This is a genomic window from Mycoplasma sp. 1573 (assembly GCF_053851775.1).
Genome location: NZ_JBSQBG010000002.1, coordinates 107,804 through 126,133, shown reverse-complemented (window position 1 = coordinate 126,133; position 18,330 = coordinate 107,804). Strand labels below are relative to the sequence as shown.

The 18,330-nt window shown below is 29.1% G+C and carries 5 protein-coding genes; 2 read left to right on the top strand and 3 right to left on the bottom strand.

Annotated elements, in window-relative coordinates; translation table 4 throughout:
• Positions 1-425 precede the first annotated feature (425 nt).
• Positions 426-821 (bottom strand): hypothetical protein, encoded by a 396-nt coding sequence (locus tag ACWXVT_RS02090; protein ID WP_438341762.1) that lies wholly within the window; start codon positions 819-821, stop codon positions 426-428.
• 34 nt (positions 822-855) lie between these two features.
• On the opposite strand from ACWXVT_RS02090, the gene ACWXVT_RS02085 reads away from it, so the two are divergent.
• Positions 856-1,086 carry a hypothetical protein gene (locus ACWXVT_RS02085; RefSeq protein ID WP_455967883.1) on the top strand — a complete coding sequence of 77 codons (231 nt, stop codon included), beginning with the start codon at positions 856-858 and terminating at the stop codon, positions 1,084-1,086.
• A gap of 111 nt (positions 1,087-1,197) precedes the next feature.
• Here the strand turns inward: ACWXVT_RS02085 and ACWXVT_RS02080 are convergent, their stop codons facing one another.
• Both ACWXVT_RS02080 and ACWXVT_RS02075 read right to left on the bottom strand, forming a co-directional pair.
• Positions 1,198-15,564, bottom strand: coding sequence for a GDSL-type esterase/lipase family protein (locus tag ACWXVT_RS02080; RefSeq protein ID WP_455967882.1), 14,367 nt, complete (start codon positions 15,562-15,564; stop codon positions 1,198-1,200).
• A 19-nt stretch (positions 15,565-15,583) separates the two neighbouring features.
• Positions 15,584-17,020 carry a potassium transporter TrkG gene (locus ACWXVT_RS02075; protein ID WP_455967880.1) on the bottom strand — a complete coding sequence of 479 codons (1,437 nt, stop codon included), beginning with the start codon at positions 17,018-17,020 and terminating at the stop codon, positions 15,584-15,586.
• A 555-nt stretch (positions 17,021-17,575) separates the two neighbouring features.
• On the opposite strand from ACWXVT_RS02075, the gene ACWXVT_RS02070 reads away from it, so the two are divergent.
• Positions 17,576-18,268 carry an NAD-binding protein gene (locus tag ACWXVT_RS02070; protein WP_438341766.1) on the top strand — a complete coding sequence of 231 codons (693 nt, stop codon included), beginning with the start codon at positions 17,576-17,578 and terminating at the stop codon, positions 18,266-18,268.
• The last annotated feature ends 62 nt before the right edge of the window (positions 18,269-18,330 follow it).

Genomic DNA, 18,330 nt, shown 5'->3' with positions numbered 1-18,330 from the left:
GAACATTTATACTAAAAATGTTTCTAAATTGAGCTCAGAGAGAGAGAGAGAGAGAGAGACGCTTCGCGTCAAATAACGTTACTTAATGTATCATTTGTTTTCATATTTATCTTGTACTTAGACATAATTTTAATTATACTGTAATACTTTTTCAGTACAGCACAGCCTTTTTAGTAAAAGACGATTATAGCTGTTATATTAATGTTTCTTCTCGAAAATACAAAAAAAGATGTTTTGATACAAATGTTTTGTATCTTTTGAGTCTTTTTGATACAGCTTGTTTGTATTAGTTTTTCAATAATTATTCAAAAAGCATTTAGTTAGTCGAATAACGTAGTGAAAAAAACAAAACAAGTTCACTTAAGAACTCATAAATAAATTAAAAAGCAGTCTATTGACTACTTCTTAATCCTTTCTAAAAATTATTAACTAACTAATTTAGTTTTTTGTGCTTGTGCTTCTAATTTGTTTAATTTAATAACTCTTACCATTTTGTAAACTGCAAAACTTGTTAAAAAGATGCCAGAAATAATGAAAAGAGAACAAAAAGCATAAAGGGTGTTTTGAACCGATCTGTGATATGTCATGATGTAAAAATCGTTTATAGCTTCATACTTATTGGTAACTATTAATGGATTAGAACCACCTCAAACAAGCTTTTGTGCGAAATTGAAACTACCATTTCATGCACCATTCTTAACCGTTATTGCATCATTACCCAAATGTAAAAAGATAGAAGTAAAAAGAATTACAAAGACACCAATGATTGTCAAACTTATTCAAAAAAACAATTTAAATTTAAAGGTTTTTAATACTTTCATATAAGTAAATTATAAAACCCCCAAGGAGAATAACATGAAAAAACCGTTAACAAAAGAAAACTGACTAACAGAAAGTTACGAAAATTTTATCTCAGTTAACTGACCTACTTTACCTTTCGTCAAAGCATTTTTTGACTACATCCTAGAGCCCAATCAACAAAATTTGCAAAACAAAAGTTTTTTAGCAACTGACAACTTAACAACTCATAGCTTAGATTTTTCAATCACCAAGTTAGCTCTTTTTATAACCATGTTTATCTCATAAACTCGAAAAATTTAGGGGAATTTTACTTTTTTATTTCGAGTATGTGCTAAAAAGTAAACAAAAAAGAACAAAACAATATGCTTTGCTCTTCTTGTTATATTGAAAATATTATTAGTATTGTCCTTTTTCGATTTGATTCATACCTGAGAACCCATTTATTGAAACTTTTCCTGAATTATTCATTGAGATGGCTCACCCACCGTCTTTTATGGTTTTAAGAACGTATTCTTTTTTAGTTATATGTGGACGACCATCACCATAAGCATCAAAGTTGATATAAAGACTTGTTGCTTTTGGATCTCCTGCTTTAAATCCAGAAGTCATCAAAATGTGGAATATAGAATCCGGACTGTAATTATTTTCGTCAGCATATTTGTAAACGTATTTAAAATCAGATCAGCTTCATATTTTATCAGATATGTAATATTGATTTAATTCATCTCTTATTCATCTGTATTTTAAAGCGGTATCTTTGTTTCCTTTAAAGTAAGCTCCTAAAAACTTATTTAGTGAAAAAGATGAAGCATAGTCTTCTTGTAATGCTCAGAATATTGCAATGTCTGATGTAAACATTCCAATAACTCCTTTTTCTCTATCATCAACATAAGTTTCACGATAATACATATTAAATACTGCGTAATTTACCAATGTAAATATTCTATAAACAGCTTTGTATTCTTCATATTGACGACGTTTTTTGAAATCTTTATAATTATCAGGAACTTTTGCATTAGTCCAGGCAACTGCCAATAATTCATATGTTTTAGAAAGGAAACTTACGATATCTCCCGGACTTGGTACTCAGTAGTCTTTATTTTCACCTTCAGGAACATTTGCTGTGCCAGATTTGGCAGTTAGTTTTCCGATTACTTCAAAAAATGAGCTTCCAGTAATTTTATCGATATCTTTCTTACTTGTTCTTTTTGAAGGATCTGGATCCATATTTAAGTTTCTTAAACAATTATATAGTGGAGAATCTTCAAAATTTGATTTTCCGATAAATAAGTTAATAAGTTTAACCATCATTGTTGGACCTATTGGTCAGTTATCAGTTCTTCCCATCAAACTATTAAGAATAGTAATATCATCAATTGGTATTCTAGAAATTACTTTATTCATAGCACTGGTAATGAATTCTGTTGGTTTAAAGATATTGAAATTTAGGGCTTCTTTTTGTAATCATCAGAATGAACGATTTAGAATTTTATTTTCAAATCAGTTAGTATTAATGATTTGAGGCAACACTCTTTGGATAAATGTACTGAATGTAGTAATGTCATCATCGGTAGTATTATCAAGTTTCATAACTTTAAATACCGCTTTACTAAAAATTCTTCGGTTTTCTTCTTTGCCAATGAAAGTTAGAAGAGTGTCTTTAATGAAGTTTTTAACTGGCGTTTGTTCGTGTTTAATTAATAGGCTTAAAACCTTTTGTAGACTTTGTTCATCACCTGATGTATATTCTTTTCAAGTTTTTAGATCACTTGTGAAGAAATCGCTTAATAATTGGCGAACAAATCTACTGATACTATCATATGTTGAAATGTCTTTAACAAGTTTGTTAACTTCTTTTTCTTGCTCTTCATCAGTAATTCCTAACAAGTAAGCAATATTAATGTTGGAAATAGCATTGCGTGCTAGACGAATAAATGCATCAGAAATAATTTGTGCTTTGAGTCTAGGAATTGTTTCATTATTTGGGTTAGGAATTGAGTTGTTAAATACTCGTAGCAAGTTAAGAACAATACCTTCAAGTTTTTCACGTTTCTTTTGTTCTAATTCTGGATCTTGTTCAGTTGAAGGAACGTCTTGAGTATCACTTGTTGCTCCTTCGCTTGCTTTTGCTTCCTGTTCTGTTATCTTTTTAACAATTTGCATAATGAAATCTAAGAAGTTGGCAACTTTATCTGTTTGAGTACTTACAGCTTCATCTTGTTGTTTGCTATCAGCAAAATCAATTGATTCATCAGGAATCATAGTATTAATTACATATTCAGGTAATTCACTAGTGATAATTGCATTTCAATCAATATTAGTGATGATTTTTACTAATAGTTTGTCAAAAATCTTACTGTCTAGTACCATTCCATCAAGAATATCTAAATCTTTCAGTTGTTCCATTGCATCAGAAATCAATCTTTTAGCAAAGTTTTGTTTTGCTAGTTTTGATAATAATGCTTCAATGTAGTATCTGAATTGAATTACATTTTCGTTGCCAACTGTTAAACCTATTTTGTATTTATTATTGATGTAATTAAATAAGTCTAGTGAGAATTCTTGTGTATTTGATTCTTTTGAAAATGCTGCATCTAAACCTTTGATCAATATATTTTTTAGATCTTCAATGTTTAGGGAGATGAATTGTTTTACAAAATTGTTTAAATCTTCAGCATTTTGATACTCGTCTAATTTATTTGATAAGTATTTTTGTACTATTCCCTGCAACAATGCATCAACTTCCTCATTGTTAACAGCAGTTGACAGAATGTGTTGCACTGTTGGATCTGAAATGAAATCGGAATTGATTTTTACTAAGTTTTTATCTGTTTCAATGCCTAATTCATATCTAATGAATTGCGATACAAAGTCAGAAGATCAACGAGAAATTTGTTCATTTGTTGAACCATTCAAACTTTTTAGAACAACCAAAATGGCATTCATAATTTTGTTCGATTTTTGTTTTGCTTGTTCTTCAGATTGACTATCCGATTCTAAACTTGACTCAGGATTTGATGTTTCTGAAGAGTCTGTGCCATTGCTATCTGTGATTTGTTTAATTGCTTCCAGACTCTTAGATCTAATTAATTTGTAAACAGTAATCAAGTCATTTGCTGAATGTTCTGAATTTATCATAGAGTTAATTAGTAATTTTGTGTTCTTTTCAGTGACATATTCACTTAGATCAAGATCTTCAAATGCTTCTTTAACTGCACTAACAATTCCTTCTTTATTAAATTGTGAATCCTTAATAAAGTCAACATCTTGCAGTTTGTCTAGTATTTTCGTTAAGGCTGTTGTGTAAACATCTGTGCCTTTGATAAAGGTGAATAAACTTTCCAAAACATTTCTAGTTGCTTGTTTTTGGTCATCAGTTAATTGCTCTACGCCAACATATTTAGCAAGTACTTCAATAAGAATTTCTTTTAATGAAGACTTGATATTTTCATCTGAAAGAACTGAATTGATAAAGTTTTCAATTCCTACCACTACATCACCTTTAGCAAGTTTAATGAATGTTTTAATTACTTCGTTGGCATTTTGAGCTGGCGTTAAATCATAACTTTTATCTAAGAATTTAAAAATCAATGATGTTAAAAGACTGGTATTCATTGACTCAAGATCTGTTGGTTTTTGATTTTCTAAAATTGCCAATAACAAGTTTTTAATGTTAGTTTCTTGCGATGAATAATCTTTTAATGTATCTTTTAAGTCTAAATTACTAATCTCAAATTTAGCAATGTTATACATTACATTAGCAACTGCACTTTTTAGTTTTACATTATCTTGTTCAATAACTCCATTTAAGGTTTTAATGATGTTTGTTGCAAGTGATGCTAGATCAATTTTTTGACTATTTTCAGTATCTAGTTCAGTGTCTTGATTTTCTGAATCAGTATTTTTATCAGTATTTGAGTGTTCTTGAGTGTTGTTTGATGAAGATTGTTTGTTATCAATAGTTCTTGCTCATTTATAAACATTTAAGATGTCGTCTTGCGCTTGATCGATATCGTTTTCAGTGTCAAAAATAGCATTAATTACTGCTTTTAGACTTGGCTGATCTAACAATTCACTAATTGCTTGACTTGAGCTAAAAATATTGTTTATTGCCCTAATGAATTCATCTTTAACTTTTCAATTTAAGGCAAAAATATCATTTTCACTCAAGACTGTTGAAATCTTATTAAATATTACGTTGTATGTAGGAACACTAGCAACTGTTTTTAGAATTCTTTGTGCTAATCTTTCAAAACTTTCTCTTTGGTCTTCAACAAAATCGTGTTTTGTTACTTTTTGTGCAACATCTGCTAACGATTTAGCGACTAAATTGTTTACTACATCATCTTGCAATAGAGATGCTACTTTCTCTTTTAGATATGTAATCACTCTTTGTGCATTTGCTCTTATTACAGCATTAGCAAATTCTTCAATACTTTGTTTTTCTTCATATTTGTGAGTTGAAGCAAAATCTTTAATTAAATCTTTTACTAGGCTAATCAAATCATCTTGATTTAAAACTTTTTGACGTAATTGCTCGATCAAGTCTTTCTGATTTTGACTTAGATTTGCATATTCTGGTAAATCTTTTAATTGTTTGTTAACAAATTCGTTAGCAATTTTGTTAATTAATTTTGCTATTTTTGAAATTATGATTGCATTGTTTTCATATTCTTCAGGAAGTGATCCATGAAGTGCCTTAGCAATAACTAAACTTCAATTTAAGCTCGGAACTGATAAGTGGAATTTATTATCAACAGTTTCCTGACTTTCAGTGTTAGCTTCCTGTGAAGAGTTTTCATTTTTGTATTTAATTACCTTAAATGCATAGTCATAAACTTGCACTAAGTCATCTAATTCTTGCTCATTAGCAGTTAATCCAAGTACTTTTTCAAGTAATTTTTGAATATTTTGCGCGCTAAGGATGGTTTTTAGATACTCTTCATTTATTACATCGTTAACAAACTCTTGAACCAGGTTAGTGTTTCAAGCGGAATTTGTAATAATGCTATCTTTTGTTGCTAGGAATGATTTAGCTTTATTTAAAACTAAGTCATAGATTTGTTGTTCACTAACAAAATCGATTAGTCTATTTGCTAGGTTAGTTAATGCTTGTAAATCTTGTTCATTTGCTTGTTTATCAAAAGAAGTATTAATTGCTTCAGTAATAACTTGTGATAGTTTTTGTTTGATGTCTTCGCTTGCTAAACTTTGTGCTATGACTGAAGATAGTGAATCAATGATAGCTTCTTTATTTAAGTTATATGCCTTGTTAACTATTGCATCGAAATCTTCTAATTGTTCATAGTTTTCAGAAGCAATTAAGTTAGCAACAGCATTCGCAAGAGTTTGGTTTAGTTTTGGATTTTCAATTGCTACATCTTTTAGTGAAGCAATTAGTGATTTTTGTGCTTGGCTAAGAGTGTTGTTGTTTTCATTATCTAAGAATTCAACTAAGTGTTTATTAACTATTTTTAGCGCTAAAAGCACAACTTTTTGACTAATTTGTTGACTATTATCTGAAACTGAATTTGAAAGAAGTTTTACGACTTTAACAACATAATCTTTTCAGGTTAATTGTTCTTGTGTTTGACCTTGACTGGCTTGTGAATTTTCATCAACTGGTTGACTGATTTCAGCATCTGTAGATTTTGATTCTTGTTGTTTTGAAGTTAATAACTCTTTTAAGTTTGGATAAACAATTTCGTAAAGTTTAAATAATTGTTCAACATCATGATTTTGTGCATCAGCTGAGTCAAAAATTGTGTTTGCAACAACATTGATATCTTGTTTTGCAGTATTTTTAACCACGAAATCAAAAGTTAAGAATTCTTTTTTCAATTCTTCAACAAGAGTGTTGTTCAACTCTAGTGAAGCTGTTAACAAGTCGTTAGCTTCAGTGATTGAAGCAAATTTTTCAAATGCTTTTTGGAACAAGGTAGTTGTTGAAACTTTAGCTAGTAAACGGCTTAGAAGTGGAGTTGCATTAAGCTCAAAATCACTAATTTTTTCAGTTTCAATTTTTAATTCTTTTTCAACTAGTTTTAAGACAACTTGAATTATCGACTCTTTAACATCGTTGTCACTTAAAAGACTAGTAATTTCGCTTTTTAGTGAAGTCGTTACAGTTTGTACGTTAGCCTTAACTAATGAATTAACGAAGTCTGCTACTGAAGTTTTAGTCTTGTACTTGTCGCTAGCAAGATAATCTTTTAGAACTGATTTTAGTCCATTATCGACATTTTCAGAAACTAATAGTTTTGTTTCTAGAACATTAAATAGATTTTGTTGTTCGGTTGTCAAGTTTTTAAATGTTGCAGTTTCTTTAAACTCGTTATCTAAATAATCTTGACTAATTAATTTAGCTAAATCTAAAAGTTTATTGATGATTACTTCTTGATTTGCATAATCATTTGGCATTGAGTTATGGAAAGCTTGTAAGACTAGTAAGCCTCAATCTATTTGTGGCAACTCTATTTTGAATTGATTGCTATCTGTTTCGTTAGTATTTTCTGGTTGTGAATCAGTATTTGCTTCTTGCGGATTATTCGCTTTATCTTTAACAACTTTAAGAGCGTAACGGTAGACTTGAACTAAATCATTTAGCTCATCTTTTCCTTGTCCTGTTCCCAAGATTTTTTCAGCTAGTGCTTGAATATTTTTATCAGTTAGTAGACTATTAATGAAATCTTTATCAACTAAAGCGTTAACAACATCTTGAACAACTTGTTTGTTCCACATTCCATCACTAATGATTGTTTCATTTGCATTTAGAACTTGAGTGGCTTTTTCAATAATTGGATTTAACACAAAATTTTGGTTTGCAAAATCAAGTAGTTTTTGCACCACATTAATCATTGCTTGTTTATCTTGCTCTGAAGCTAAGTTATTTAGATTTGTATTGATTAAATCGACAATTATTTTGGCTAAATTAGTCTTTAAATTTTCATTTTGTATTAAATCAGAAACTAAGTTTTCTAGTATTGGAGCTAATTGTTCTTTATTTAAGGCAAAAGCTTTATTAACTATGGAATCAAAAGTAGTTAAATCATCATAGTCATTTTGACTAATTAATTGTTGAATTGCACTGGTTAAAAATTCATTGAATTTAGTATTTGCAAAACCGTTTTCAATAACTTGTTTGATTAAGTCTTTTTGTTCTTGAGTTAGATTCTGACTCTTATCTACTAAATCATTTAATTTCTCGCTTGCAATATTTAGTCCCAATAAAACAACTTTTTTGCTAATGATATCAGCATTTTCATCCACTGAATTATTTAGCATTTTAACAGTTTTAACGACTCAGTCTTTTCAGTCTAAAGTCTGTTTATCTTGACTATCTTCAGAACTTTGTGAACCTTCGTTTTGTTGCGATTTATTGATTAATTTAACAATTTCTGGATATAGAATTTTGTAAAGTTTTGCTAGTTGTTTAACATCATTATCTTCTTTGTCATTAACGTCAAAAATGATGTTTGCTAAAACTTTGACATCACCTTTAGAAGCATTGTCAAATACAAAATTGATTGAGCCAAAAAGTTTTTTGAATGCTTCAACAAATTCTTGATTAATTGCAAGTTCTGGAGTTAGTAAATCTTTTGCATCGAAAATTTCCTTTGATTTTTCGAATACTTTAGCATACAAGTCACTAGAACTTAGTTTAGCGATTAGACGCGAAACTAAGGGTGCAGCATTTTGTTCAAACGTTGCTTTATCTTCTTCTTTAATTTCTAATTTCTCTTCAATTAAGTGAAGAAACACATCATTTAAAGGCTGTGCAATTTCATTATCACCTAGTAATGAAGAAATTTCATTCTTTACATAATCTAGAACTACTTGACTATTGTTTTTAACAAAATCATTTACAAAATCAGCAACAGTCTCTTCATTTTGATATTTATCTGTTGATAAATAGTCAGATAAAACAGTTTTTAGAGTGTTTTGAAGATTTGAAGAATTTAAAACTTTTGCTTTAACTTTTTGCAATAAGTCTTTTTGTTCTTGAGTTAATGATGTGTAAAAATCTAATTTTGTTAAATCATTGTCTAGATAATCAGCAGCAACTTTAGTTAATAAAGTTACTAGTTTGTTAACTAAAACATCTTTTTTGTCAAAACTATCAGGTAACGAGTTACTAAATGCTTTGATTATTACTTTTGCCCAATTGATTTCAGGGATTGAAATAGTGTTTTTGCCTGTTGTTTGTTGTGAATCTGCTTGAGTATTTTGATCACTAGTTTGTGAAGATTTGTTTTGGTCTTTTACAACTTTTAATACGTAATGATAAATATTGACTAAATCATCTAATTCAGTGTTATTTTCTTCAGTTCCCAATACTTTTTGTAATAAAGATTGTACATTTTCAGTATTAAAGACTGAAGTTAAAAATTCTTCATTCAATAATCCATTGACAACGGATTGGAAAATATCTGTATTCAATTTGCCATCAACCATTAAATTATTTTGGTTTTCAAGAACTGTTTGAACTCGTTTGCTAATAGTATCAATTATGTCTTGTGAAGACACAAATTCAAGAAGTTTTTGCACTAAATTCTGCAAAGCGTTTTTTTCTTGTTCGCTTGTTAAATTGTTAAGTTTTTCATTAATTGTAGAAGCAATGATTTTAGCTAGTTTTGCTTTATTATCTGGTTGTGAAATGAAGTCTTTTGCAACTGAACTAATTGCCGAAATGAAATCATTTTTGTTTAGTTCAAATGCTTTATTAACTAAAGCATCAAAAGTTTCAATTCCTTGATAGTCAGGACTAGAAATTACATTGTAAATTGTTTTTTCTAGAAGCGAAATAATTTGTTTATTTTCTAAAGCTTGTTTTTCAAAATCATTGATTAATTGTTTTATGTCTTCTGAAAGATCTAGCTTATTGATTTGATTTTGAATTTCACCATCAGCTAGTTTTAGACCTAATTTGACTAGTTTGTGGGCTATTATTTCACCATTGTGATTTACCGAATTATTTGCTAATTTAGCTATTTTTACAACTAGTGATTTTCAGTCTAAAGAAGTTACATTTGTGTCTCTTTGAACATTTTCTTGTTTATCTTCACTAGAAGCTTCTTTATTTTTAGTGTTTAGAGAATCAATAACAATTACCAATAATTGATAAATTGATTCAACATCTTGATCTTCAGTATCAGTCGAAACAAATAAAGCATTTAGAATCTTATCAACGTCTGGTTTCGATGTTGAATCAAATACAAAATCAACATTTAATAATTGTTGTTTGATAAGTTTTACTAATTCTTGATTAATCTCAGTTAGGCTAGTTAATAAATCGTTTTTAGTTAAAATTTCACTTATTTTTGCGAATGCATTGTTGTAAAGTTCAGTTGAAGGAATAACAGAAAGTAATCTTTTAGCAACTTGTTCAAAGTATTGTTTTCAAGTCGCTTGTTGTTCATCATTTAGTTTTAATTCTTTGATTATTAATTCGTTTACTAAATCTATTCAAGCTTGTTGATTTTGTTCTGTAGTTAAACTTTGTGATAATGATTTTTTGACTAAATTAATGACCTTGTCAACATTGTCTTTTACTAATTGATTAACAAAATCTTTTGTTGATGTTACATTTTCGTAACGATTTGAAGCAATAACACTTGTAACAAATGAGCTTACTAGTTCGTTAAAATCTGGATCACTAACGAAATTAATGCTTAATTGCTTAATTAATGTAATTTGATCTTCAGTTAAAGCATCTTTAATTTGTTTGATGTCAAATAAGTTATTTTCAACAAAATCTTTAATAGCAAAAGTTATAAACGAAGTCAAATTAGTTTTAATTTGTTCGTTTTCGAAGTTTACAGAATTAATAATTTTCTTGATAATTCCAATGTATGGATCTGTGTTTTGACTGCTTTGTTGTTGTTTTTCATCACTTGCTTCTTGATTTTGTGATTGTTCGTTAGTTTTTTCGCTTAACACTAAATCCAGAACCGGTTTTTTGATTGCCAGTCAAATTCTAGTTAAACGAGCTACATTTTCGTTAGTGAAAAGAGCATTAACTAGCAAGTTAATGTCGTGTTTATTTAATAATGTTTCAACTGTTAAGCCTTCGAATAAATTAGCTCAGGTAATTGAATTTAAATCATTAATATCTTTTTGATCTAGTTTATTGAAATTATCAAGTACTTGATTTTTTAAACTTTGGTAAACATCTAATGTATTAGCCTTAGAAATAACTTGCGAAAGAATTTCTTTGATATCGGTAGTTACTTCTTTGTTTAATGAGTCGATTTTTAACTCTTTTTTCATCAAATCAGTGATTTTGTCAATAACAAAATCTCTAATTATTGAAACATTGTTAATTTTTTGAACTAGTGAATCGATGTATGATGAAAGTTCTTCTCTGTTCTTGTTAACAAAGATAGTAATTAAATTAGCAAAGTTGTTAGCTTTGTTGACTTCTGAATTGTTAGCAGTTAAAGTTTGACTTAAAGCATCCTTTAGAATAGTCTTAGTTTGACTATCTTGTGCTAGTAAGTTTCAAATTTCCTGACTTTTTTGTTCGTCAATAGTTAGTAGAGAAGCGATTTTTTGAACAAAAAAGTCTTTAATTGAGTCATTATTTGAAAGTTTATCAACTAAACTATCCAAGTGATTTCTAGTGTCTTGACTATATTGCGAAGCAGTTAATTTTTTGTTAAATGCTTTAATTACTTTAAATATTGTTTCGCCATTGATTTGAATGTTAACTTCAACATTATCTGTGATTCCACTATTAACTTCAGCATTAGTTTCAGAATTCTTGTTTTCTTTCGGCACTAAAAGTTTGGCCACAGTATCGAAGTTATTGTCTAATACACGAACAATGGTGTTAATTTCTTTATCAGTTAGAAGATCAAGCAATTTATCAATGTTATCAATCAAAATAGTGTTAATTACACTTTTTACATTCAATAAATTACTTAAATTTGTATTTTGAAGTGAAACAACTAAATCATCACTTAGATTAATTGAGTTCAATAATTTGTCAAAAATACTTTTAGCTGTTGAACGAACGAAATCTTTTTGAGTAAGTTCAGCAAAAACTTTTTCAAGTAGTTTTTTGATAGTGTCAAAATCACTTTGTGTAGCTTGAATGTGTTGTTTTAAGTAATTTACAATGAAATCAGCTACTGATGAAGCAATGCTTTGAGTATTTTCAGAATCATTTAGTAAAGTACTTAAAACATTGTTTAATAGTTTATCAATTGCTTCAGTGATTTTGACTGTTGCATAGTCTTTGTATCAATTGTGTGGACTAGCTTGTGCTCTTTTGATTGATTCTTCATTGAATAAAGAAGCAAAAATTTGTTCAAGTGCTTCTTTGACTAATGTGTCAAATTTTTCTTCGACTACATAACCTAAACGGTTCATGATGTTTTGCAATTGTTGTCTTAAACTATCTTCTAGTTGTAATGAACTTAGATCGATATTTTTGATCAAACTAATTAATTTGTCTTTAAGTTTTAAATTATCGAATACAACATTGTAGAATTTAGGGCTTTGCACGATTGGTTGCAATGCTAATAGTCATTTGTCTAATTTAACATTAACAAAATCGTTGTTGTTATTATCTTTTGCAAAAATTACACCAAAAAACTTGTTAATTAGTTCGATTGTATTAACTTTGAAAATACTATTAATGTTTTTAGCGAGTTCTTCAAAAAAGTCAGCTGGAGTTTTGTTTTGAATTTCAGTTTGTGTTACTTTTTGAATTAATTCTTTAAATAAAACAGTATTTGGTAAATTTTGAAGAACAGCTGCAATATTTTGTTGCAACAAGGTTTTTTGTTGTCCTGATAATTCAATGTCAAAATAAACTTCTAAAGCGTTATAGAAAAGATCTAAACCTTTTTGTTTTGATTGTGAGTCCTGGTTAATTACTTCTGCTAGAGCTGAAAGTACTTTTTCAGGTTTCAATAAATCGATATTTTTTACTAAGTTAGCCAGAATTTCTTCAAATGTAGCACCTTTGAATTTAGCGACATTATCAATAAAATTATTGAAAATTTCTACTAATGCATCACTAAATTTAGAACTGCTAAAAATATCGTTTAATAACGCTGAAACTCATTCATTTATTGCTTCTCTTAGTCCACCTTGATTTAGATAACGTAAATTAAGTCCGTTAACTAGGTTGTTTTTATCTAAGAAGGCATAAACTTTATTAACTAAATTCCCTTGTGCATAGGCACTTAAAAATTGTGGAATTAAGTCAGATCTTAAAACGTTTGATTCAACTAATAATTTGAAAATATCTTTTAGGATTTGTTTTAGATTTTCATTAGTTACTAGCTGTTCATTATTAATCAAGATTACTGCTAATTTTTTGATTTCTTCGACACTAATTTGACTTTGTCCTAAGTCAGTGAATGAAATATCAGTAATCAAGTTACTGTTAACGAATGATTCAAGAATATCTTTTAGACCTGCTGCATATTTTTCATCATTACCTATTTGGTTAATAAAATCTAAAATAACTTCAGCATTTTCATTACCTTTATATGGTTTTAAAATTGCACCATAAATGCTTTGAAGCATAAAGTTTTTGAAGTTAAAGTTGTTGTTTTCAATGCTTTTTATAAAGTTAGAAATGATTAAATCTAGCATTCCATCTAAATATAGTTTGCTTGGAATAACTTTTAAACTTTGAACTGCAAAGTGGGCAATATTGGCCTTTTGTTCATCACTATATTTTGTTGCAAAAGTATTTTCTAATTGATTAATTACAACGTTTGAAACATACTTTTCAAATGAACTATTGTTAGCTAAAAAGTCGATAAGTGTAGCAATAACTTTACGAATCTCTGCGCCGTGGTGCTCGTAAACTTTGCTTAATAAGTCGGTCATTGAGTATGAAGAAGCAAAATAAAAATCATAATTATCAATAAAATCATCTAAAACTGCTGAAGCCGCAGAAGAAATAGAATTATTGATTTTTTCATCATTTAAAATTGCATTAACAACATCTTTGTGATCTTTATCGATTAGTTCTAAGACAATTTTGCTTGTTAATAAATCTTTAACGATTGCATTTTGTAATGATTTGAAGTAATTTTTATCTTCCTCATTTTTAACTACATCAGACTTGTAAATCGATTTTAAGGTTGCAAAAATTAGTGGCAAATTGAAAATGTTTTTTTCAAAAACGTTTTGAATTTCATTAACTGAAATGTTTTCAATTTGTTTTTCACTGATTAATTTGTCTAAATCAGCTTGTAAATTAGCAAAAAGCTTATCGATATATTTTGATTCAACAAATGCATCAATTAATTTTGGCATAAATGAAGATTGCTTGTTGTCGGCAATCAACTTAGCAAAAAATGCTTTAATATTTGGCATTTGATCATAGTCAACACCAATATTTTTAAACATTCGTTTTAGTAAAGATTCAAAATTTTCTTTTTCAAATAATAAGGCCGAATCGCTAGTTCAGAATTTAATTAATTTTCCATAATCAACAACTGGATTTTTTAATAAGAAATTGTAAATTGCTTTGTTATAAACAGTTTGTTCAAAGTCGTATCTAACATCGATAGAATCGGTGTTTTGCACTCCTGAAGCACTCAATTTCAACACAATTCTTTTTAGTTCTATATTGCTTTTGGCAAATTTTAGACTTTGTTTAAAACTGTTTGCATCACTATCTAGATAATTTTTATCAGCTACTATTTGACCGTTTTCTTCATCTTGAGTTAGTGACATTTTCAAGAAGATATCTTGTGCCATTTTTTTGTATCCAGCAATATCTGGGTGAATGTCAAAAATATTACTTGATAACAAGTTAGCGTTTTTTAGTCAGTAAATTTTGTCAAAAGTATTGATGTATTGAACATTAGTATTAGCTGCTGTTTGTTTAATTGCACCATTTAAGATATCTAATGCTTTTTCAGTCAAATCAGTAGTTAAAAGACTGAATTTTTTATCAATAAGTGGTGAAAGTCTTAAAAAAGGCATTGGATAAGAAATTAAATTAATTCTTAAATCCGGATTGATTGCTTTAAGTTTGGTAATTAATTTTGTGTAATTTTCAATGATGTTTTGGCTTGCTTGTTGAGCTTGTGAAATAAAATCATCATAATATTTTTTGATTAATTCAGAATTATTTGTTTCATCAAAACTTAACGTTGAAAGAATACTGAATAAGTCAACTTGGTTAATGAAATCATTTGCCCCAAGTGAAATAGTCATCAAATTAGCATTCTTAATTTGTTGCTGTAAAATACCAAACTCATTGTTAGCTTGTTCAAAATTATTGAATAAATATTGCAATCTTTTTTGTCCTTGGATAGTGATTGGATTATTGCTGTCACTATCAATATTTAAGTCAAATTTCAAGTTCGAAGTAGCTTTTTGCTTTTCATTTTCGCTTGCAGATTGTGGGTCTAAAAGATATAGTCAATCCGTGATTGTTGTTCCTGACAAACCGAAATTATAAAAGCTTTCAAGGCGATTAGGATTGGTTTCACGAATTGCATTGGCAATAAAAGAAGAATAAGACATTCCTTGTACTTCGTTGTTTTCACTATCGTAATATCCACCTTGATCAAATCCTAGTTTAACATTAAAACCAGCTGCAATAGAGTCTCCTAAAGCAGCGTATTTGATATTTCCACTAATAGCATAACTATTTTCCACTACTGGTGGTTTAGGTTCTTCTTTTGAGTTTTTCTTTGTCAATAAAATCGATGTAGGAATTGTTGCTCCTAATAGTGCTAAAAGCCCTAATGAAGCAGCAACAGCAATTTTTCTTTTCTTTTGCATACTAATCTCCTATTCCAAGTTATCCAATTGAAATATCCTCATAAATGTATTGAATTCTTGAACTATAGTGTTTTTGTCTTCCTCATATTAGAATTGTTGAACTAATTCCAATCCGTCCAATAAACATCAATAGAATCAGTGTTATTTTTGAATAAATATTAAGGTTGGCTGATAGTCCAGTTGATATTCCGGAGCTACCGAAAGCTGATAAAGTTTCAAAAAATACTAAAACGAAATTAAATTTCTTTTGTGAACCGTCATAATCTTTTCATGATTCATTTGTTAGTCCGTTTGCTGAAGTTGTGACTACTAACATACCAATAAATACTAAAACTAACCCGATTACAAAAACATTAATTGCTTTGATAAGGGTTTCTTTTCCGATCTGACGTCGGAAAGTAACAATATTTTTTTTTTCCCGAATAACACTAAAAATACTCAAAAATAGTATTGCAATAGTGATATTACTTATCCCTCCGGCTGTTGATGAAGGAGCAAACCCAATAAACATTAAAATTCCGTGTAAAACTAAGGTTGGTTGGGTCAAAACATAAAAATCAATAGTTGAAAATCCAGCGCTCCGAGTTGCCATTGTATTGAAGAAAATAGCTAGGCTTTTGTTAGCTGTTGAACCATATTGTTCTTGTTTTCAGAATGCCATGCGACTGGATGCCGTTGTTTCTAAAGCAAAAGTCAAGGCAATAGCAACTACTGAAATGATTAATCATGTTGTGATATTCAGTTTTGTAAATAAAGTGATACGGTAACGCTTTTTGGTGGCTAGTGATTCTAATTTACGATAGATGTCATAAATAGTAGGAAAACCAACTCCCCCAATAATGAATAAAATTAGTAAAATGATTTGAATTCCGTATCCTGTGTAATAAACTTGTAAAGATTTACCACCTAAAATGTCTAATCCAGCATTATTAACTGCACTGATTGAGTGAAAAACAGCATACCGTAGCGACATTTCGATATTACCCTTAGGGTCGAACTTACCACTTACTATTGGATCAAAACTACTTACTCGATCAAATTTATGATGTGCTTTTCAGTCTTGTACTCAAGCTTTATCATCATAAAAACCATCATTTGAAAAGTAAAAATATAAAAATAAAACAATCGAACTAATGATAATTGTGATAAATAAGGTGGTCACACTAACTTTAACTAGTCTTTTTGTATCACCGATGACGGCCGTTCCTCTTTCAAATTGAGTTAGAGAGACATCATAGTTAGTACTTTTTCATCCAAAGTGTCTTATTACCAAGTTGAAGAAATAAAGCTTCAAGGTAAAAAAACCAAAACCTCCAATTAATATGCCAATTGCAATTATCGCTTGACCTAGGGCATTGAAATGTTCACTAATATTAACAGAACTTAGCCCGGTATCGCTAAATGCACTAGCGGCTAAAAATAAAGCATCACTATAAGAAAAATCTTTTTTTCCCATAGGTTGTCCGTTACTATCAAGATTTCAAGTAATTTTCGAATACAAGAGAAAACTGATAATAAAGGTTATTAATAGGTAAATGAGAAAAATATGTTTGATACTTCCCATTCGCTTAAAGTAGTTAAAGAAATTAAATATCTTTTTGACTACTTTACCTTTGCTGGCTATTTTTTTCATATTGAAAATTTTACTACAAATATCCGAAACTTAGTCTTTTAGTTTATTTACATAGTAAATAAAAAAATATTTTTTAGGTCTTTTCAAGGCAAAAAAAGGCTAATTTTTAGCTTCGAAACGTATTTTTTAACAAATTATCAGGATTGATAAGCATCAATTATTTATTAATAAATAATTTGAAAGAGGATTTGTGTTTTTTGCCAATTAGGAACAAAAAAATTTTAAGTAAGTATACCAAAAATAAGGATTAAAGGCTTTAAAAAATCTGTTTTTGGACTTTTAAGAAACTAAAATTGTGCTAAATTGCTTAACACAAATTAAAATATTTATAATAGTTAACGTAAAAATTGCAATATTTTGCAAAAAACAGAGGTAAAAATGAAAAAAAATAAGTCAAAAATTGTTGAAATTTGCATCATCGGAATGGGTCGTTATGGACAAAGTGTTGTCCAAAATTTAATTAAAACTTATGATAATAAATTACACCTAACCTTAATTGACGAAAGTGAAAAGAATTTAATTCCTTTCCGGGATGAAGTAAATAAAGTTTTTGTGGCAGATGCGGCCGATCCTAAAGCGCTAATGGCAATGGCAATTAACGACATTGAAACCGTTGTTGTTGCAACTGGAGATAACATTGAAATTGTGGCAGCGTTACAAGAAATTGGAATTAAAAACATCATTGCCAGAGCAAATTCAGTACGTCACTCACGGGTATTAAAGCAAATCGGAGTAAATGTCATTATTAGTCCTGAAGAAGAAGCAGGAATTAAAACTGCTTTAATTGTTGCCAACCAATCGCTAATTTCATACTCGCAAGACTTAGAAGACGCTGGGGATGGCTTTGTGTTTGGTTCAGCCTACATTAAGAACCCAAAACTAGCTAAAAAAACCATTCGTGAACTAGATGTTCGTAGCAAAAATGCATCAATTGTGTTAATAAAACGTGGACTTTCAAGCTTTTTACCTGAAGGGGACTTCGTCATCGAAGAAGGAGATTTAGTTACTGTAATTGCAAAATTGGAAGACATTATCAATATCATTGACTGATTTTCAGAAGTGAAGAGCTAAGAGTGAACCGACTGCTTGTCGGTTTTTCTTTAATATTTTGGTAAAATATTACATAATACGTC